21 protein-coding genes and 1 pseudogene are annotated in these 19,445 nt (G+C 63.2%); 10 read left to right on the top strand and 12 right to left on the bottom strand.

Annotated features, from left to right (window positions below):
- Positions 1 to 51: 51 nt before the first annotated feature.
- The 7 genes and pseudogenes from D8Y22_RS09845 to D8Y22_RS09875 form a co-directional block, all read right to left on the bottom strand.
- Positions 52 to 1,145 (bottom strand): annotated as a pseudogene (locus D8Y22_RS09845) (sodium:calcium antiporter).
- Between the two features lie 95 nt (positions 1,146 to 1,240).
- Complete coding sequence (gene rnhB / locus D8Y22_RS09850) at positions 1,241 to 1,912, bottom strand: ribonuclease HII (protein WP_141464543.1); 672 nt, start codon at positions 1,910 to 1,912, stop codon at positions 1,241 to 1,243.
- A gap of 57 nt (positions 1,913 to 1,969) precedes the next feature.
- Complete coding sequence (locus tag D8Y22_RS09855; protein ID WP_141464544.1) at positions 1,970 to 2,518, bottom strand: carboxymuconolactone decarboxylase family protein; 549 nt, start codon at positions 2,516 to 2,518, stop codon at positions 1,970 to 1,972.
- 84 nt (positions 2,519 to 2,602) lie between these two features.
- Positions 2,603 to 3,937, bottom strand: a complete 1,335-nt coding sequence (locus D8Y22_RS09860; RefSeq protein ID WP_141464545.1) for a tRNA pseudouridine(54/55) synthase Pus10 — start codon at positions 3,935 to 3,937, stop codon at positions 2,603 to 2,605.
- Between the two features lie 57 nt (positions 3,938 to 3,994).
- Complete coding sequence (locus D8Y22_RS09865; RefSeq protein WP_141464546.1) at positions 3,995 to 4,582, bottom strand: NUDIX hydrolase; 588 nt, start codon at positions 4,580 to 4,582, stop codon at positions 3,995 to 3,997.
- A gap of 1 nt (position 4,583) precedes the next feature.
- Positions 4,584 to 5,102 carry a DUF7109 family protein gene (locus tag D8Y22_RS09870; protein WP_141464547.1) on the bottom strand — a complete coding sequence of 173 codons (519 nt, stop codon included), beginning with the start codon at positions 5,100 to 5,102 and terminating at the stop codon, positions 4,584 to 4,586.
- Between the two features lie 110 nt (positions 5,103 to 5,212).
- Positions 5,213 to 6,349 (bottom strand): glycosyltransferase family protein, encoded by a 1,137-nt coding sequence (locus D8Y22_RS09875; protein WP_141464548.1) that lies wholly within the window; start codon positions 6,347 to 6,349, stop codon positions 5,213 to 5,215.
- Between the two features lie 146 nt (positions 6,350 to 6,495).
- On the opposite strand from D8Y22_RS09875, the gene D8Y22_RS22350 reads away from it, so the two are divergent.
- On the top strand, positions 6,496 to 6,666 hold the full coding sequence (locus D8Y22_RS22350; protein WP_174811820.1) for an HVO_0758 family zinc finger protein: 171 nt from the start codon (positions 6,496 to 6,498) through the stop codon (positions 6,664 to 6,666).
- Positions 6,667 to 6,703: 37 nt separating this feature from the next.
- Here the strand turns inward: D8Y22_RS22350 and D8Y22_RS09880 are convergent, their stop codons facing one another.
- Positions 6,704 to 7,885 (bottom strand): DHH family phosphoesterase, encoded by a 1,182-nt coding sequence (locus D8Y22_RS09880; RefSeq protein ID WP_141464549.1) that lies wholly within the window; start codon positions 7,883 to 7,885, stop codon positions 6,704 to 6,706.
- Between the two features lie 68 nt (positions 7,886 to 7,953).
- Complete coding sequence (locus D8Y22_RS09885; RefSeq protein ID WP_141464550.1) at positions 7,954 to 8,841, bottom strand: SDR family oxidoreductase; 888 nt, start codon at positions 8,839 to 8,841, stop codon at positions 7,954 to 7,956.
- A 152-nt stretch (positions 8,842 to 8,993) separates the two neighbouring features.
- On the opposite strand from D8Y22_RS09885, the gene D8Y22_RS09890 reads away from it, so the two are divergent.
- Together D8Y22_RS09890 and D8Y22_RS09895 are read left to right on the top strand one after the other, a co-directional pair.
- A complete protein-coding gene (locus tag D8Y22_RS09890; protein ID WP_141464551.1) occupies positions 8,994 to 9,221 on the top strand; it encodes an antitoxin VapB family protein in 228 nt (75 codons plus the stop codon).
- Complete coding sequence (locus D8Y22_RS09895; protein WP_141464552.1) at positions 9,208 to 9,618, top strand: type II toxin-antitoxin system VapC family toxin; 411 nt, start codon at positions 9,208 to 9,210, stop codon at positions 9,616 to 9,618. Before D8Y22_RS09890 ends, D8Y22_RS09895 begins: the two co-directional genes overlap by 14 nt.
- Positions 9,619 to 9,638: 20 nt before the next feature.
- Here D8Y22_RS09895 and D8Y22_RS09900 read toward each other — a convergent pair whose 3' ends face one another.
- Complete coding sequence (locus tag D8Y22_RS09900) at positions 9,639 to 10,064, bottom strand: DUF5791 family protein (protein WP_141464553.1); 426 nt, start codon at positions 10,062 to 10,064, stop codon at positions 9,639 to 9,641.
- 198 nt (positions 10,065 to 10,262) lie between these two features.
- On the opposite strand from D8Y22_RS09900, the gene D8Y22_RS09905 reads away from it, so the two are divergent.
- From D8Y22_RS09905 to D8Y22_RS09925, 5 genes are all read left to right on the top strand, one after another.
- Complete coding sequence (locus D8Y22_RS09905) at positions 10,263 to 11,345, top strand: tubulin/FtsZ family protein (RefSeq protein ID WP_141464554.1); 1,083 nt, start codon at positions 10,263 to 10,265, stop codon at positions 11,343 to 11,345.
- 547 nt (positions 11,346 to 11,892) lie between these two features.
- Positions 11,893 to 12,774 carry a coiled-coil protein gene (locus D8Y22_RS09910; RefSeq protein WP_141464555.1) on the top strand — a complete coding sequence of 294 codons (882 nt, stop codon included), beginning with the start codon at positions 11,893 to 11,895 and terminating at the stop codon, positions 12,772 to 12,774.
- Between the two features lie 210 nt (positions 12,775 to 12,984).
- Positions 12,985 to 13,947, top strand: coding sequence for a signal peptide peptidase SppA (sppA, locus tag D8Y22_RS09915; protein WP_246084400.1), 963 nt, complete (start codon positions 12,985 to 12,987; stop codon positions 13,945 to 13,947).
- Positions 13,948 to 14,115: 168 nt separating this feature from the next.
- Positions 14,116 to 15,357, top strand: coding sequence for a DUF373 family protein (locus D8Y22_RS09920; RefSeq protein ID WP_141464557.1), 1,242 nt, complete (start codon positions 14,116 to 14,118; stop codon positions 15,355 to 15,357).
- Between the two features lie 50 nt (positions 15,358 to 15,407).
- Positions 15,408 to 16,136, top strand: a complete 729-nt coding sequence (locus tag D8Y22_RS09925; protein WP_141464558.1) for a diphthine--ammonia ligase — start codon at positions 15,408 to 15,410, stop codon at positions 16,134 to 16,136.
- Between the two features lie 28 nt (positions 16,137 to 16,164).
- On the opposite strand, the gene D8Y22_RS22355 is transcribed toward D8Y22_RS09925, so the two are convergent.
- Positions 16,165 to 16,341, bottom strand: a complete 177-nt coding sequence (locus D8Y22_RS22355) for an HVO_A0556 family zinc finger protein (protein ID WP_174811821.1) — start codon at positions 16,339 to 16,341, stop codon at positions 16,165 to 16,167.
- Positions 16,342 to 16,506: 165 nt separating this feature from the next.
- On the opposite strand from D8Y22_RS22355, the gene D8Y22_RS09930 reads away from it, so the two are divergent.
- Positions 16,507 to 17,571, top strand: coding sequence for a polyprenyl synthetase family protein (locus D8Y22_RS09930; RefSeq protein WP_141464559.1), 1,065 nt, complete (start codon positions 16,507 to 16,509; stop codon positions 17,569 to 17,571).
- Positions 17,572 to 17,773: 202 nt separating this feature from the next.
- Here the strand turns inward: D8Y22_RS09930 and D8Y22_RS09935 are convergent, their stop codons facing one another.
- Positions 17,774 to 18,742, bottom strand: coding sequence for an FKBP-type peptidyl-prolyl cis-trans isomerase (locus tag D8Y22_RS09935; protein ID WP_141464560.1), 969 nt, complete (start codon positions 18,740 to 18,742; stop codon positions 17,774 to 17,776).
- A gap of 88 nt (positions 18,743 to 18,830) precedes the next feature.
- Here D8Y22_RS09935 and cyaB point away from each other — a divergent pair, with 88 nt between their 5' ends.
- A complete protein-coding gene (gene cyaB / locus D8Y22_RS09940; RefSeq protein WP_141464561.1) occupies positions 18,831 to 19,409 on the top strand; it encodes a class IV adenylate cyclase in 579 nt (192 codons plus the stop codon).
- Positions 19,410 to 19,445: the final 36 nt, after the last annotated feature.

The raw sequence follows: 19,445 nt of genomic DNA on the forward strand, positions 1-19,445 counted from the left end.
GCTCTTTGGTGCGCCGTCGTACAGCGCACCTCGCTACTCGAGCGCGTCGTCTCACGTCGGAACGACGCTGATTAGCCCAACGCTCTCGAGGGCGAGCCACGCGACGAACAGTCCGTACAGACCGAGTAGTAGCCAGGATTCCCGTTCGGACAACAGCATGTCCGTCCGAGCGATCGTAAAGAAAACGACTGTCGCCAGTACCAGAAACGCCATCATCGGCACGATGTGTTCGAACGTGATCACGAGCGTGCCGGCGACCAGCACGCCCGCCGGGATCGCCACGAGCAGATCGAAGATGTTGCTCCCGAGGACGTTCGCGAGACTGACCGAGGGCCGGCCGGCGCGAGCGGCGGTGATACTGACGAAGGCGTCCGGCACGCTCGAGCCGGCGGCAACGACGGTTATCCCCCAGAGGAACGCGGGTGTACCGAACGATTCCCCGAGTCCGATTGCAGCGCGGACGAGCCCCTCGACGCCGACGACGATGATGACGAGTCCGACGGCGAACCACAGCCAGGTCCGCCCAAGCGCGACGTCGGTATCTCTCGCCACTCCCTCGTCGGCCGTGTCGAGATACTGGGTGAAGACGTAGAGCGCGTACAGGACCAGCGGAACCAGTGCGAGCGGACGGGTAACGGTTCCCTGGAGTCTAACGCCCTCGAGGGGATAGTAGATGACCGCCAGCGAGAACGTCAGCAGTAGCGTCGCGACCGCCAACATGTAAAATAGCGCTTCTTTGTACACCAGGGTTCGACCGGTCTCGAGTCGGTCCTCGCTGGCGAGTGCCGCCGCCGCTGGGATCACCAGTAGGTTGAACACCGCGGAGCCGACGATCGCGCCGACGCCGAGTTCGAACTCACCGTGTACCAGCGTCGCGAGCAACACACTCATCAACTCCGGCATGCTCGAGCCTGCAGCAGCGATGATCGCCCCCTGTACGATCGCCGGAACGCCGTAGCCCGCCGCGAGATCGTTTGCGGCCGTCTCATACGGATTACTGTAACGATTTACCGGCGCACCCGCCGCCCGGGTCGCGGGTGCGCCGGAAATGACTTACAGTAAACCGTATCAAGCCAACTGCTTCCCTTCCAGACGACGGCCGTCGCGCCGACAGCGAGCGCGAGCAGGACGAGGACGTCGAACACGCGTCGCTCTTCTCTGAGTGGACTGATAAATCGATCCGCAGCGATCGCTCGGCGACATCCGAACACCGACGCGATGACGATAGGTTCCCGCGTCGTCAAAACTGCTCGAGACCCGTCTGCTGGGCCGCCGCGAGGATGTCCTGGCAGGTCGACCACGACTCGCGAGCGAACGCAGGTAACTCGCCGTGATCGTCGACATAGCCCTCGAGAAACGCTTTCGTCGTCGGATCGCTCGGATAGCCGCTGCCGACGTCGTCGGCCTCGGACAATCCTGCGACGTGTGCATCGCGCTCGACTTTCGCGACGATACTCGCTGCGCCCACGAGCGCCGATTCGTCGTCCGCACCGTGACGGGCATCGATGTCGATCGGAGCCTCGAGTGCGGATGCACACGCATCTGTGACTCGGCGCGCGAATCGATCGGCGTCGGTGTCGCAGGCGTCACACAGCCCGGTAACCGCCTCACGCCCGTCGAACTCGAGGCCAGCGACGGCGTCGGCGATGGCGTCGGCGTGGGCTGTGACGGCCAGCGAGTTCATGTCCGTTTCGGGGTCGTCGATTCGCGCTGGCGTAATCTCGGCGACGCCGACGGCGATTCGGTCGTCCTCGTGAAGCGTCGCGGCCAGGGTTTCGCGACGGTCGGGCGACAGTCGTTTCGAGTCGGCGATCCCGTCCGGAAGAACCGATCGCTCGTCACAGTGAACGGCAGCGGCAAACATCGAGCCCAGTGCCGGTCCCTTGCCGGCTTCGTCGACCCCGAATGGCATACGCGACGATCGAGCGCCGACGGCTAAACCGTTGTGTTCGTCGTTCCGCCGGACGGCTCAAGTCGGCGACCAACCGACGAACGCCTCGTCGTCGATCGGCACCGACAACGAATCGAGGATCCGGGCAGTCATCAGGTAGTGGCCGGCGAGCATCGTCAATCCGACGACCGTCTCGGTGTCGGTGACTTCCTCGGCGGCCCGAAAGAGTGGGTCGGTGACGCCGCCGGTCGCGACGGCACTCGCGTAACGCATGATCGCCTGCTCGCGTTCGGGAAAGTCGGTATCGTCGTCGCGGGCGATCGCAGCCAGTTCCGAATCCGTGATGCCCGCCTCGCGGCCGAGTTCGACGTGCTGGTGCCATTCGTAGCGTGCGCGGACGGTTCTGGCGACGGCCAGAATCGCCAGCTCGCGCTCACGGGTCGTCAGATCACCCGCGTTCCAGAGGGCGGTGCCGTAGCGCATGTACGCCTGCATGGCGCGTGGTACGTGGCCCATCGACTGGAAGAGATGCAGTTCGCCGAGCACGTCCTCGTCGAACAGATACTGGTAGTCCTCGGGCAGTTCGTCCTGGGTCACGAGCGGAACGCGTGCGCTATCGCGCGACATAGTCCCCGTTTCGCACACGGCAGCAAAATAGTATGCAACCCGGCACGACGGCGCGTCCACCGTCAGTCGGCGATCGGTGCGGTACTACGTTCGAAAGTATTCCTCGAGTTCAAACGGCTCGTCTTCGCCGTCGACGCTGATAACGTCGAGTGCCGTTACCTCGGCGTCCGTCTCGAGCAAGCCGGCCAGGCTCGGCTCGGTTCGGCCCTCGTCGCTGCTGACGAGTTCCTTGACGTAGAGGCCGCCCTCGCCGTGGATTCGAACCTCCGCGCGAGTGGGCTCGAGCAACTCGCCGTCGATATCGTAGACGGTTCGCTCTCGGGTCAGTTCGGCTCGTCGGTGATCGACGCGGGTGGGCGTGTACTGCTCGACGGTGGTGCCCGCGAGTTCCGCGAGTGCGGTCTCGAAGTCGTCCGCCGTGATCGAGTCGGCGAACTCGACATCGGCTCGGTAGCGCTTGCTCGCGTCGTGTTCCTTGACGCGCTCGACCATCTCGTAGCTCGCCAGCCGAAGGCCGTCGACTTCGACTGCGCCGTCGCCCGCATCGTTGATCGCGCGCTCGAGTGTCTCGGGGTCGGGATCGCGCCGCGTTGGCCGTTTGACCTCGAGGACGAACGGACGACCATCCTCGAGCATCCGCGCGTCGACGTCTTCCCGACCCGCACCGTGGAAGGTCCCCTCCTCGCCGTCCATCGCGTCGACGACGTGGGGTCTGACGACCTGCTCGACGCTCGTGTCGTACATGTACCCCGAGCCGCCGCAGTGGTCACAGGGCTCCTCGCCGTCGTCGCCCAACTGCACCCCGCTCGCGCCACACTCCCGGCAGGGCCACTCCGTCTGAGGAATGTCGCGCTCGAGTTTGCGATAGCGGCCGTAGACGAACGCCGGGTTGACCTGGACGTCGACCGCGTGGCCCGTGACCGACCCCGTCTCGATGGCTTCCAGCGGATCGAACCCCTCGAGGTCGACGACGGCCAGCACGTCCGGGCGATCGAAGTCGACGTCAGTGCCCGTCGCAGCGCCGACGCGGCGGCCGACCTCCCGGTTGACGTCGCGTTTGATGTGTTCGCCGGCGTCGGCCTCGAGGCCGGCGTCTTCCCGGAGGAGGCGGTCGTTCTCCTCGACCAGCGGCGGGACGCGCGTCCCGACCTGATAGGTGTCGAATTCGACGGTCTCGAGCCGGTCGACGATCGTTTCGGCGATGGCGTCGAAGGTGCCACAGTACCCCTCACAGACCCAACAATCGGCCGGCTCGTCCGGTTCGAAATCGGCATCGTCATCGAGTGCGATCGTCGTGCGGAGTGCCCGACCGCGCTCGGCATTCGTCAGCCCGAAACTCCGCTCGGCGAAGGGGCGGCCGAGACAGGTATCACAGACCGGCCCCGTCGCGAGCAACGCGCGGGCGTCTTCGGTAAGCATGTCTCGAGGATGGGGCCGCCGCGGGTAACACGTTTTCCTTTCGGCCAGCCGCGAAGATCAGCTATCTGACTGGGCACTCGGTTCCGGCGCGTCGAAATCAGTCGCTAACTCGAGCAGTTGCACTAGGATACGGCCGGTCGCACCCCAGACGGTGTAGCCGTCGACGTGGAAGTAGTGGACGACCATGTCACCGTAGTAGGGGTGGTCCCGACGTTCGTACTCGAAGTTCGCCGGATCGAGCAGCTCCGACAGCGGGAGGGTAACGATCTCGGCGACTTCGCTGCCATCACGTTCGTACTCCTGGTCGGGAACGCGGCCGACGAAGGGTGTGACCGCATACTCACTGACCGTCCGGATGTCGTCGAGCTGCCCGACGATCTCCACCGTCTCCGGATCAAGCCCGATCTCTTCGTTGGCCTCCCGGAGTGCTGTCTCTAAGATCGTCTCGTCGACCGGCTCGGCACCGCCACCGGGAAAACTCATCTGGCCCGGGTGTTCACCGAGGTGGTCTGCCCGACGGGTAAACAGCAGATGGTCCTCGCCATCGCGGTCGATAACCGGTGCGAGAACCGCTGCATCGTACGTCTGATCGGTTATCGTGGTCGGCTCGTGTGCGGCGACGGGATCGAGAGTCAGTCGTACCATTTCAGTCGAGAGCCGCCTCCAGTCGTCGTCGCTCGTCGTCGAGATCGATCGGCGCCCACGCCTCGAGATCGTAACTGACATCGAGCAGACGACGACAACGGTCGGCGTCGTCGGCCGCTATCGCGGCCGTTAGATCCTCGAGTAATCGCTCACGAGCCCGCTCGCCCAGCCGTTCGCGATCGAACTGCCGCGGTTCGATGTCGAGAATGTGCGGGACGTCTTCTGCACCCGACGGCAACGTCGGAAACGCCGTTGGGCCGGCGACGAACACCGGTTGGTCGTCGCCGCTGTTCACCTTGTCTGTCGTCGCCGTCGCGGTTGCGGTGGTAGCTATCTGCTCGAACTCGAGCAGTGCGTAGGAGTGGAGGGCCGCCTCGAGCGTCTCCTCGAGTGCCGCCTCGTCGATCGACCCACCGTCGACTCGAAACGCGGCTTCCGACAGCGCGCGCTCGAGTTCCCCTCGCGTCAGGCCGCCGAAGAGGTCGACCACGCCTGCCAGTTCGTCGGCGGTCACGTTCATGTCCGGCCAAACGGGTGGTTACCAGATAAAGATTGATAGCCGATTCGGGACGCCATTACACACTCACACTCGATTCAACCCCGCCCACGGTGGGGGGGGAATCCGCCTCGTTACTTAGTTTGAAGCCGTTCGTCGTGCCACGGGCGGGTCGCCCCGAGGACCGCGTCCGGATCGAACGGCGCGTCGGTCCATCGCGGCAACCGTCGGTCGGTATCCGGGGGTGCGATCGAGTCGGCGTAACGCTCGAGCTGGTCACGCTCGGCAACCACGTCGTACTCGAGGCCGTTAAAGGCCGCGTCGGCGCGGTACTGGCCGATCAACCGCTCGCCAGTCTGGCGGTATCGATCCTGCAGCGTCTCGTACTCCGGCTCGACGCCGCGTTCGTCACACACTCGCAGCAGTTCGGCAGCGACCTCGCGGCTCATCCTCTCGAGTCCGCTTTCGCCGGCGACCGCGCGGTGATCGTGGACGTGTCGGCCCAGATCGACCTGTGCCGTGTCCGCGAATCCGGCGTGATCGAACGCATCGCCGAGCGTTCCGACCTCGAGACCCCACGATCGGGGCGCGCGCAGCCGACGCGCGAGATCGGCGGTGACGGCGAACTCGCCGGCCAGGGCGTACCGAAACGACTCGAGGTACTCGAGGATCGCCGCGTCGTGGGCCGTCGACAGGGTCGCGACGAGTGGTTCGTAGAATAGGCGAAACAGCCGCCCGTATAGCCGATCGCCCTCGACGCGAGCGTAGTATCCCTTCGAAAATTCGAACCCCATCGCCAGCGGCGCTACCAGTCTACGGACGTGTTCGGCCTCGTAGCTACGCGCGTCGGCGTCGTGGACGACGACGTACTCGCCGGCCGCGGCCGCCGGTCCGAGCGCGAGCCAGACATCGCGTCCCTTCCCGAACCCGTTCGCGAGCCCGGCGTCTGCGAGCAGGCTCTCCATCGACGGCGAGTTACACCAGAGGATGTCGATAGGCAGCGCAAACGACCCGAGCCACTCCCGAAATGGCTCGAGTCGGTCGGCCGCGGCACGGACGGGAACGAAGACCGCGGTCGGATCGAGCGTCTCGAGCTCCGAGAGCACGCGCGCGGCGGCTTGGCTCTCGTGTTCGCGATCGGTCATCGGGACGACGACGGCGGTCGCATCGAGAGACGGCATCGGGCCCGTACCTTCTGCACTGACCGCTTCTGCAGCGTCACCCCCCTCGAGATCGTGGAGCGTCGCGATCCGCTCCTGGACGTATTCCATCGGGTGTGTGTTTGGCCGAACCAGTATAACGGCCACGACTCCGGCCAACGTAACGTCCACTTGGCGAAAACCCATATCCGATTGACAGAACGTCACGTTCGATGAAGCCCCGGTCTTTTTCTCCCCTAGCTTCATACAGAGCGCACATGAGATCTGTCCGGAAGGCACTCCGCGAAGGCGAACTCGACAAAGACACCTACGACCGGCTCGTCTGTGGCGAGTGCGAAAAGCCCCTAAAAACCGAAAACGACCCGGACGAGATCAAGACGGTCAGGATCTGTCCGGACTGTGACGCCAAGTGGAAAGAGATTCGGTGACGAGCCCGGTTCGATAACGGATCGTGTCGGTTTCCGACTATCGCTCGCCAGCCAGCGCCGCAAAGAGCCGATCTTCGAACTCCGCTTTATCGATCCCGTCCGAGGGACCGATCCCGCGCATGTGGTCGACCGAGAGCTGTCCACCACCCATTCGTGCGTGGCCGCCGGCGTTTGCCATCGGAATATCGCTGACGGCGTGGCGTAGGGTCTCGCCCATGTGCACCCGATCGTCGCGTGAACGTCCCGAGAGGTGAATCGTCCCGTCGTGTTCGCCGTAGACGATCACCGCCGTCACACCCTCTAAGTGCATCAGCTCGTCTGCGGCCTGGGGAATCGCGTCCGTGTTACTGATCGACCCGACATCACAGATCGCGAACGGTCCCTCGACGCGTTTGTCGGTGATCGCCGTCGCTTTGACCTGCAACACGTCGTCGCTGACCTGCGGGTTCGCGATCCGTTCTAAGAGATCCTCATCGATAGCAGGAAACAGCGTCGCACAGGCGTCGAACTCCGCGCTCGAGCAGCCGTTGGTCAACTGGTTCGTATCCGAAAGAATCCCGTAGAGCAGGCCGGTCGCCAGCGCCGGTTCGAGCTCGAAACCGTCGTCCTCGTCGTCGACCGTCACCCCAAGCTCCTCGAGGTATTCGACGAAGATTGTCGACGCCGCCCCGTACTCGGTTCTGACATCAGTAAACCGCGTCCCGGTGCCGTTTCCCGGATGGTGATCGACGACGGCGATCGGTTCGACCGACTGCGCGCCGGTAAAGCCCCGCGGCGTGTTGTGATCGACCAGCACGACCGGATCCGTCGCCAGTTCGGAACTCGCCTGGATCGTGTCGAGATCGAGATCGAGAACGGTTCGAAACGCACGGTTCTCCTGGTGTCTGATTTCGCCAGCGTACTGTAACGTCGCATCGGTATCGACCGATTCGGCAATCGTCTCGACGGCCATCGCACAGGCCATCGCGTCCGGATCCGGGTTGGGATGCATCAACACCGTCACCGCGTCGTAATCGTCGAGGACCCGTTGCAGCCGCGCGCCTGCGGGCCGGCGAAACCAGCGGACGAGCCACCAGCCACCGACGAGCAATACAGCCACCGCAAGCACCACTAACGAGAGCACGAGTGGCTCGAGGGACTGAATCGGTTCGACCAGTCCCTCGAGCGTCGAGCGGTCCGCCCCGAACTCGATGCCGGCCGAGGCGTCCCAGTTGTTCATATCGGACACTCAAATCGAACGATTAAGAAATTTCCCCCGCTCGAGACAATCACTATTGCTGATGGAACTTAGTTGCAGTAGTCGTCGATAGCGTCGCGATACCCCGCGCGAAAGGTCGGATACGCGAACTCGTAGCCGAGATCGCGAAGCCGATCGTTCGAACAGCGTTTACTCGTCAGAATCCGCCGCTGGGCCGCCTCGGAGAGGTCGTCGTCCGCGAGCCGCTCGGCTTTCGTCTGTTTCGGCGGCGCCTCGAGACCGCACTGCTCGGCGAGCCAATCCGCAAAGTCCCACTTGTCGACGGGTTCGTCGTCGACGACCTGGACGACCTCGCCGCGCGCGAGATTTTCCTCGAGGAGATACCGGACCGATCCCGCGGCGTCGTCACGGTGGACCATGTTGAGATAGCCTTCGGTGACCGGCCCCTCGAGGTAGCGCTCGAGGCGGTACCGACTGGGGCCGTACAGTCCGGCGTAGCGAGCCACGGTGCCGTCGTAGCCGTGTTCCGTCGGGCGCTCGAGGGCGATCCGTTCGGCCTCGGCCAGCACCTCGGTCTTGTCGGTCGTGGGCTCGAGGAGCGACTCCTCGTCGACCCAGTCGCCGTCGTGGTCGCCGTGAACGCCCGTCGAGGAGGTATAGACCAGCCGTTCGGGCGGCGTTTCACGCTCGCCGAACGCGTCGATCGCCGTTTTCAAGCCCTCGACGTACACCTCGCGGGCGGCCTCGGCTCCGCGGCCGCCACTGCTGGCGGCGAAGACGATCGCGTCGACCTCCGGGACGGCTGCGAGGGCGTCCACGTCGGTGATATCCGCCTGCACCGGCTCGAACCCGGCCTCGTCGATCGCCTCGAGTCCCGATTCTGATCGTCGCACGCCGATCGCGCGGTGTCCGCGAGACTCGAGTTGGCGACCCAACTCGAGACCGACGTGGCCACATCCCAAAATTGCAACGTCCATACGGAAACTTGTAGACGAACGGTCATAACGACACCGCTCGAGGAGACATTCCGTTCTATTTCGTTCGATCTGTCGAACTCCCGGTGGCTGGAAAGCGGCGTGGTACTCTCGGTTGCGATACTGTTTTGCGTATGGGTACACATATATTATCTATGAGCAAGAACATCGCAATCTCGGACGAGGTCTACCGAGAACTGAAGCGCGAGAAGGGAGATAAGAGTTTCAGTGACGTGATCGATGAGACTCTCGACGACGGCCGAAAATTAGCCGATATCGCTGGCGCAGGGATTCTGGACGAAACGTCGTACGACGACACGAAAGCCGATATAGAACGATTGAGCCGCGGTACACTCTCTCGACTTGACGATGAAACTCTGTGATACGTCGGTGTTGGTCGACATCGATCGCACCGGAGACGACGACCGAATCAATCGATTGGACGACGAGGGCCGTCACGTGATTAGTACAGTGTCTGTCACAGAACTTCGACTGGGCGTCAACAAACGATACGATACTGGCCGACACAAAATGGACGCTCTCGATGGTCTCGATCGACTTCTCGCCCGATTCAATGTCGTCGATATCTCCCGTCCAGTCGCTACCGCTGCCGCGAATATTATCGCTGATCTCGAGCGTCGTGGTCGTCCGTTACACGATTTGCACGACGTGTACATCGCAGCAACGGCTCAAACGGAACAACTCCCGGTCCTCACGGCAAACGTCGATCACTTCCAGCGAATTGACGACGTTACTGTCGTCGATTGGACAGAATACTGACCGTACACTCTCGTTCCGATTCAGGGTGCGCCGTCGGCGATAGCGTACTGGACGTGGACGAACTCCTCGAAGGACATCGGCGCGCGCCGTTCGATCTTCTGTTGAATCTCCTTGGCGTCCAGCTCGATCTCGAGTTCGCTCTCGACGGCGTCGACATCCATCACAGCAGTGGTCATCCCGAGCAGCAGATGCTCGCAGGCCATCGTGACGATCGTCTCCGCGTCGGGCGCGCCGTCTTCGAGCGCCTGAATCTGGGCGGCCGCCTCGAGGCTGAGGCCCCCAACGCGTTCTTTGCCGACGGCCGCTGCGGTCTCTGGATCGAGATCGGTCGCGTCCGCGACCGCGTCGGGGCCGCGGCCGTCGACGATAGCGGCGAGGTCGGCGGCGTACTCCGCCTGTAGTTGCTCGGGCGAGTCGGGCGCACTCAGGCGCTGTTCGTGGAACATACCGGAACTGAACGCGTTGGGCCCCAAGTGAATTGCCATTGGCGTTCGGGCAAGTGGTGGTTGTCCATCTCGAGCGGGCCGTATCGCCCAAACGGCATAGGTACACCCCGATCCGAACGCGATACACACTCTCTACTGCCGTCGGCCTGATATGAACCATCGCAACGTTCAACTAGCTTCACGAATATGGCCTGGTGTATGAAAGTCGCCCTGATCGGAGTCGGTCAGGCCGGTGGGAAAGTCACGGAACGACTCGCCCGGTTCGACGCGAACATGGGCTTCGAAGCCGTGCAGGGTGCCCTGGCCATCAACTCCGCGAAACCAGACCTCCAATCGCTCGAGTTCGTCGATACGCAGTTGATCGGCGCCGACCGCGTCAACGGACACGGCGTCGGCGGCGACAACGAACTCGGGACCGAAATCATGCAATCCGATGTCCAGCAAGTCCTCGGTGGGCTCGACGGGCGCGTCAGTTCGCGTTCGGAAGCGATCTTCGTCGTCGCCGGTCTCGGCGGCGGAACCGGCAGCGGCGGCGCGCCGGTACTCGTCCATCACCTCCAGCAGGTCTACGACGTTCCCGTCTACGCGCTCGGTATCCTCCCCGGGCGCAACGAAGGCGCACTGTATCAGGCAAACGCCGGGCGCTCGCTGAAAACCCTCGCTCGCGAAGCCGACTCGACGCTGTTGATCGACAACGATTCGTGGCACGAACAAGGCGAGAGCGTCGAAGGCGCCTTCGAGACGATCAACGGCAAGATCGCCCAACGGGTCGGCTTACTGTTCGCGTCCGGCGAGGCCGTCGACGGTGTCGGCGAGAGCGTCGTCGACTCGAGCGAGGTCATCAACACGCTCCGTGCAGGAGGTATCTCGGTGCTTGGGTACGCAAGCGAACTTGCGAGCGAGGACAGCGCGACGAACCTCCAGACGGTCATGAGCGTCTCCCGGCAGGCCCTACTGACGGGCACGAGCATGCCCGACGCGACGGAAGCCGACTCCGCGCTGCTGGTCATCGCCGGCCAGCCCGACCTGATTCCCCGCAAAGGCGTCGAGAAGGCGCGGCGCTGGCTCGAAGACGAGACCGGCAGCATGCAGGTTCGGGGCGGGGACTTCCCGCTGGATAGTGATCGCCTCGGCGCGCTCGTCCTGCTTGGCGGTGCGGAACGATCCGATCGGGTCGACGAGTTCATGGAACGCGCACGCGAGGCCAAACACGCCGAGGAGACCGAACGGGCCGATCCGGCCGAGGAGCTCACCGACGACCGCCTCGAGAATCTCTTCTGATACGGATTCCTGTAACGATTTACCGGCGCACCCGCCGCCCGGGTCGCGGGTGCGCCGGCAATGACTTACAGTAAACCGTATGAGACGGTCTGTTGTACCGTTTTGCTGGAACGACTGTCGGACGGCTCGCGGTCGCTCCGGTACCGACGTACAGCAGTCCGTATAAGCCGGTCGTCGTGACCGTTCTGTCGCGTCTCACCGCCCGTCCCCATTCCGTTACGTTTGGTCGGCCGTTTATATATACTCGAGACGCCCATGTGAGTTGTCGACATGCCGGACGAGGCCCCTGCTAACGGTTTTCACGGGTCTGTAGATCGGTACATTTAAATTATAGGCGACAGTAGTCACCGGTACCAGAACGCCACCGGGGCGCGTATCGCTCGACGATCGATGACAGGAAATCTTATTCACCGAGGTTTCGCAGATCGTGAGCGATTGCTTTATACGGGAACCCAACTGCGCGCTGTACTCGACCCGCGATCGGTCGGGCACTCCGCCGACTCGGTTCCATCCCGGTGCGGGTATGGCACAGAGGTTTGAGTAACACATGGTAGACGAATCGAAAAACATCGAACTGACAGAGGACGACTTAGAAAACAAATCGAAAGGACAGCTCATCAAAATGGCCGGCCAACTGCGGGACCGGCGAAACGAGCTGAACCAGATGGCCTCCGATCGGGCCTCCAAGCGTGACGATCTCAACGCGAAGACCCGCGAGAAAGTCGACGAGGCCCAGGAACACCGCGAACAGCGCGACGAGCTCAACGAGCAAGTCCAAGAGCACAAAGAGAGCCGCAACGAGCTCAACGCGGAGGCCAACGAGCTGTTCGACAAGGTCGAGAAGCTCAAGTCCGACATGGAACTCGACGAGGGAAAAGACCTCGAGGAACTCGAGAGTGAGATCGAAGATCTCGAGTTCAAACAACAGACCGAGGTCCTCTCGAGCGAGGACGAAAAAGAGCTCATCGAGAAGATCGAGACCAAGCGCGAGGAGTACGAAGAGCGCAAGCAGAAACTCGAGCAAAACGAGGATCTCGAAGGGCTCGTCGAGGAAGCCGAGGAAGTGCGATCCGAAGCCTCCCAGCACCACCAGAAGGTCACGGAACTCGCCGACAAGGCCCAGGAACACCACAACCAGATGATCGAGGCCTACCGCGAGGCCGACGACATCCGTGACGAGGCCGACGAGATGCACGAGAAGTTCGTCGACGCCCAGGAGGCCGCCGACCAGCACCACGAGGACTTCGTGCGCGTCCAGAAACGCCTGCGCGAACTCGACAAGCAGGAAGAAGAAGAGCGCAAGTCCGAACGCGACAAGAAGAAAGAGGAGGCCAAAGAGGAGGCCGAAGAAATCTATCAGAAGTTCAAGGAAGGCGAAACTCTCGATACCGAGGACCTGATGAAGCTCCAGAAGACGGGACTGCTCTAGGTCGTCGTTTCGATTCGTCTCACGGTCTTTTTCACCGGAGGCGCGCGCCGACACCTGCCCAACGAGCCTGATCGAGGAGTCGCTGGTCCATCGAGCCAATCCAGCCAACAGCCGCCGGGACGACAACGATTAACCGCCCGGCACACCCAGCATAGGACATGACTCGAGGTGGTAGCTGTGGTCAGTAAGGCTGCAGTCGGCCGACTCACGATCGTACTGCTTGCCGCCGTCGTCTCGGTCGGGGTCGGCGTCGCACTGTTCGTCTGGTATCCGGCGACGCTGACGGATCTGTTCGGCGTGGTGCTCGCGCTCGTCGTCGCGGTGGTCGGCGTGAGGATCGCCGGCAACGTCGCCGGATCGCTCTTTCCAGGCTACAACGTCGCCGAAGTCGCCGTCGACGGACCGATTACGCGAGACGGTAGCGGCGGTCCGTTACCTCAAAATCCACGATCGACGCCGGCCGACGATATCGTCGAACAGATCGACCGCGCGGACGAGGACGGCAGCGTCGACGCACTCTTAGTGAAGCTCAATACGCCCGGCGGCGAGGTCGTTCCGAGCGACGACATCCGCCTCGCCGCCGAGCGATTCGACGGGCCAACCATCGCCTACACGACCGATGTCTGTGCCAGTGGCGGCTACTGGATCGCAAGCGGCTGTGACGAACTCTGGGCGCGCGAGGGGTCGATCGTCGGCTCGATCGGCGTCATCGGCTCGCGAGTCAACGCGACCGAGTTCGCGGAGAAAGTCGGGCTCTCCTACGAGCGGTTCGCAGCCGGCGAGTTCAAAGACGCCGGCACGCCACTGAAAGAACTCGAGGAGGACGAACGCGAATACCTGCAGGGGCTGATCGACGACTACTACGAGACGTTCGTCGACCGGGTCAGCGACGGCCGCGACCTCGACCCCGAGTTCGTCCGCGAGACCGAAGCTCGCATCTATCTCGGCGACGAGGCAGACGATCTCGAGCTCGTCGACGAACTTGGCACCCGGCGGGATCTCGAGGACGAACTCGCCGACAGGCTCGATCGGGATACGGTGACGGTAACGGCGTTCGAACCCGAGCGACCGCTGATGGCCAAGCTCGGTGCCGGTGCACGAACGGTCGCATACGCGTTCGGCGCCGGTGTCGCGAGCATCGCAACTGACCGCCAGTTCCGCCTGCGGACCTGACCGGCCTGCGAACGGTCGGGGTGGCGCGGTCGAACCGTCCGAACGAGTGATACGGATTACTGTACCGATGTACCGGCGCACCCGCCGTCCGGGTCGCGGGTGCGCCGGAAATGACTTACAGTAAACCGTATGAGTGGTTTTATCGTCACACAGCAAGGAGTCGAACTCGTGACAACGCTGGTCGTCTGCCTCGACCGGACCGACGATGTCGGCCGGAAAACTGGGCTCCGATCGCCCATCGTCGGCTGGGAGGCAGTTCGCGCGCTGGTAACCGACATCGGACTCTCGGATCCGGAGGATTCAGGAGTCAACACGTTGCTCGAGACGCTGCGGGTTGCACAGGACCTCCGCGATAGCGACGAAGAGGCGATCGTCGCGGTCGTCTCGGGCGACCGCGAGTCGATGGTTTCTGCCGACAGAGCGGTCGCCCGCCAGCTCGACGACCTCATCGTCGACCACGAGCCGGATTCGGCGGTGGTCGTCATCGACAGCGCCGAAGACGAACGGTTGGTGCCGATCGTCGAGAGTCGCGTCCAGGTCGACTCCGTCGACCGCGTCGTCGTCCGGCAGGCGCGAGATATCGAATCGACCTACTACCTGCTCAAGCAGTTTCTCGCCGACGAGGAGCTTCGCCAGACGATCCTCATCCCGCTTGGATTGACGCTGCTGGTGTTTCCGATGCTGGCTGCCGTCCGCTCGCCTGCCGAGGCAGCAGCCGCGATCACGACCGTCATCGGACTGTTCTTGCTCTACAAGGGCTTTAGCGTCGACGAGATCATGACCGGCGTCGCCCACAAAGTGCGCGAGTCGCTGTACTCCGGGCAGGTGTCGGTCGTCACCTACGTCGCTGCCGCCGGGCTGACGCTGGTCGGGCTGTTCGCCGGCGTCCTCGGCGTCTCGAGCCTCGAGGATCCACAGGGGGTCGTCGTCCCCGCGACCCAGTTCGCATTCGACGCGGTCCCCTGGCTGGCGATGGCCGGGCTCACCGCAAGCGCCGGTCGCCTGCTCGACGAGGCGATCAGCGAAGAGCCGATCCGCAGTTCGTATCTCAATCTGCCGTTTCTGGTCGTCGCCGTCGGGCTCGTCGTCCGCGGGTTCTCGGCGTACTTTCTGGAGCAACAGGGCGTCATCGAACCCGTCGCCGTCCCGGCGATCGAACTGGGCGTCCTTTCGGTCGATCCGTTCGTGATCACCGCCGGCGAACGACTCGCGTTATTCGTCCTGACAGCGATCGTTCTCAGCCTCGTCGGTGCGCGTATCGCGGCATCGATGAGCGGCACTCGAGGCGGCGACGCCACCTCGTCCTCGGAAGGGGTTACCGACGGCGGCCCGGAAACGGCCGGCGAAACGGTGATGATCGACGATTCGACCGCAGAGACGGACGACCAGCGGGACGACGGACCGGACTGATCGTCGCGTCGACTCGTCACGCATTTACTCGCGTACCTCGAGGGCCAACCATGAGCGAGACAGACGGTGCGTGGGTGAGCCTCTTTTCCGGTGGCAAGGACTCCTCGTGGGCACTCTATCGCGCCATCGAGGACGGCCTCGATGTCCGCCGACTCGTCACCGTCCACCCGACCGACGACTCCTACATGTATCACGTTCCGGCGACGGAGCTCGCCGGGCTGGCCGCCGAGAGCATCGGGATCGAACTGCTCGAGGTCGAACCCGACGATCTCGAGGCTGGCTCGGCGACGGATGCCGGCCAGCAGGGCGACGACGAACTCGAGCCCCTGGAAGCGGCGCTGGTCGACCTCGATTGCGAACTCGAGGGAGGCATCGCGGGCGTGACGGCTGGTGCTGTCGAAAGCGAGTTTCAGACGAGTCGCATCCAGGCGATGTGCGACAGACTCGACTGTGAGCTGTATGCCCCGCTCTGGCAGGAATCACCGCGGGATCTCGCCGATGCGATGCTCGAGGCCGGCTTCGAGATCCGGATCATCCAGGTCGCTGCCTATGGACTCGACGAATCCTGGCTCGGACGCAGCCTCGATCGGGATGCGATCGAAGAACTCGCGAAACACAACGAGGAGTACGGCGTCCACATCCTGGGTGAGGGTGGCGAGTTCGAGACGCTGGTGGTCGACGGTCCCCACATGGATCGACGGCTCGATCTCGAGTACGAGACGACGTGGGACGGATCTCGCGGAACGATTCGAGTGATGGAGGCCCAACTCGAGTCGTAGGAAGACCGTACACGGCCGTCGCGGCCTGTCACGAGGGCGTCCAGAGCTGGGCACGGGGCGTCCCGCAGTTGTCACAGACGACGGCGTTGTTACCCTTGTAGAGACCACGCTCGAGTGTGCCCGTTTCACAGAACGAGCAGGGACGCTCCTCGAGAACGTCGAGGAGTCGGCGGTCGTCCGCGGCGGGCTGGGGTGATTGTGCCATATATCACCCAATCGCAGATGGCGGTGAAACGGTTGGCCATGACTGTGCCAGCCGAATGCATGGACCCTGTTGACGGGTGTAGGTGACACGAGCAACGTCGATGCTGAATGTCACGAATCACCGAAGAACTGAATCTTTTTCACGTGGCTCCGTCTCGTGGTGGGTATGCGGGAGACGCTTGCCGAGTGGCGGCCGGCAGTCGACGAGGCGATCACCGATCTCGTTCCACGGGAGGTAGACGCCGACTATCTCGAGGCGTACTTCGGTGAGCCGACCTACGAATACGATCCCGACGGGATCCAACGAGCGCTTGCGGACCCACTTTGGGAACTGCTCGATCGGGGTGGGAAACGCTGGCGAGCCGTCCTTTTTCTGGTCTTTATCGAGGGGTTCGGGGAGGACCCCGAGAGGTACTTGCCCTACGCCTGTATTCCGGAGATACTTCACAACGGGACCATCATCGTCGACGATGTCGAAGACGAGGCTCGAAAACGCCGCGGCGAACCGGCACTGCATCACATATACGGCCGCGACGTCGCACTCAACGCCGGCAACGCGATGTACTTCCTGCCACTGAAGGTACTGACGCAAAACCCCGCTGCTCTTCCTGCCGACCGCCAACTCGCCGCGTACGAGATGCTGATCGCCGAACTCAATCGCACGCATCTCGGACAGGGGATGGACATCTGCTGGCACAACGAACGCGATCCACAGATCACGCCCGATCAGTACCTCGAGATGTGTGCCTGCAAAACCGGCTGTCTCGGTCGTATCGTGGCTCGATTAGCGGCGATCGTCACCGGTCAACCGGAAGCCGTCGAACGAGCGGTCGCCGACTACGCCGAACTCACGGCCGTCGCCTTCCAGATCGGCGACGACATCTTGGATGTCGAAAACTCGCTCGGTCGCGCCGGCGAGTTCGGCAAGGAGTTCGGTAACGACGTCCGCGAGGGCAAGAAGACGCTGCTGGTCATTCACGCCATCGAAAAGAGCTCGCCTGAGAAAGCCGAACGACTCCAGGAGATTCTGGCCGCCGACTCGACCACCGACGAGGAGGTACTCGAGGCGCTCTCGATCATCGAGGAGGCCGGCAGCATCGAGTACGCCCGCGAACGCGCGCTCGGCCTCGCCGAGCAGGCTCGCGCCGAGATCGAAGACCTCGAGTTCGACGAGGAGACGACGCGCAAGTTGCGGGAGTTTACGATGTTCGTCATCGAGCGCGACGTGTAGTGGCGATACGCCGACTGGCCACCTTTGGCGGCCTCCTGGTGCGTACCGTTCTGTTCGCTGGAATCCCCACAGTACCGGGTGGCGATAGTACCCACTGCACACACTACTCACACAGCCGCCGTTCGATTAGGTGTCCAGCGGCGACGATGAGAGACTGGGCGCTACAGTACTAGTCCGGTAACAGTCGAAACGAGAGAGCGGATTACTCTTCGTCGACGTCGAGTTCGTCGACGATCTCGTCGGCGTCGATATCGGCGTCCTCGAGTGCTGCCTCGATATCTTCTTCGCCACCCATGCCACCGCCCATACCGCCCATCATGCCGCCGAGGCCACCCATGCCCATACCGTCGATGACCTCCTGGACGATGACGCGGTCGACACCGATCTGGTCGATGATCTGCTGACCGATCTGTTGTTTGCCCATCATCCACTGCTGGTTCATCGTCATCTGTGGCGTCGCCTCGAGGTAGAGCGTCTCTTTCTCGACGAGTTCGGTCTCGAACTCGGGTTCGGCCGGTTCATCGTCGTCGTCTTCGTCGGGTTCGACGGGAACCTCCTCTTCGACCTCGTCGGTCTCGATCCAGAGTTCGGGCTCCATGCCGAGGAACATCTCGAACAGGCCGGCGGCCTGTTTCTCCCGGTCCTCGACTTCCTCGACGACTTCGTACTCGTACTCGACGTCCTCACCCGCGAGCGGGTGATTGAAGTCGACGCGGGCGCGTCCGCCGATGATCGTGCTGATGTAGCCCTGCTGGCCGTCGATTTGGACGTTCGCACCGGGGTAGCGGTCGTCCTCGTCGATCTTCTCGGCGCTGACGGTCTCGACGTTGTCGGGATCGTACTCGCCGAAGGCGTCCTCGGCGTCGATCGTTACAGTGTCCGAATCGCCGGGGTCGCTGCCGACGATGGCGTCTTCGACGCCGTCGAAGATGTGGCCCTCGCCCAGAACGATCGTCCGGGGCTTGAACTCCTGGCCCTGGTCGTCGACACCTTCCTCCTCGGCGACCTCGGGATCGGTCGTATCGACTAGCTGTTCGCCGTCGGCGGTGTAGGCGGTGTATTCGATCTCGACGAAGTCACCGTGTTGCAGTCCGGTGGCTTCCTCGTCGTTGTCGTCTGCATCGACGTCATCGGCCTGCTCCTCGAGCTCGGCCTCCTGTTCCTCGGTCATACGTTGTACGTCCCGCCGTCGACATTTAAGTACGACGCTTTGGCCCGAGAGCGACCGATACTTACGAGCGCTCCGTGTGGCCTCGGCTATGTACGAAGTCGAAGTGAAGGTCCCCGCGGATCTCGAGGTCGTCAGCGATCGACTCGAGGCCCTCGGTGCGAGCCGAGAGCGGGCCATCGTTCAGGCGGATACGTACTACGATGCGCCCCACCGCGAGTTCGCCGAAACCGACGAAGCGTTGCGAATCCGTCGGGAGTCGACGTTTGGGTCGGACGTCGGTGTGGCCCGGATCACCTACAAGGGGCCGCTGCTGGACGACGAGTCGAAGAGCCGCGAGGAGTTCGAAACCGGGGTCGACGACGGCGAGACGATGGCCGCCGTGTTGACGAATCTCGGCTTCGACCCCGCGGCGACGGTCCGCAAAGAACGCGAGCGGTATCGTCTCGAGCCCGATACGCTCGAGGCCGAGACGCCAGCCTATCCGTATACGATCACGCTCGATGCGGTCGAGGACGTCGGCGAGTACGTCGAGGTCGAAACCGACGTCGAGCGAGAAGCCGACCTCGAGCCCGCTCGCGAGGGTGCCTACACCGTCCTCGAACGGCTGGACCTCGATCCCGACGACCAGCTTCGGACGTCGTATCTGGGCCTGTTGCTCGACTCCTGACGGTCTGGTGTACCGTTTCACACCCTCGGTCGAGAC

The organism is Salinadaptatus halalkaliphilus, from assembly GCF_006543045.1.
Taxonomy (GTDB): Archaea; Halobacteriota; Halobacteria; order Halobacteriales; family Natrialbaceae; genus Salinadaptatus; species Salinadaptatus halalkaliphilus.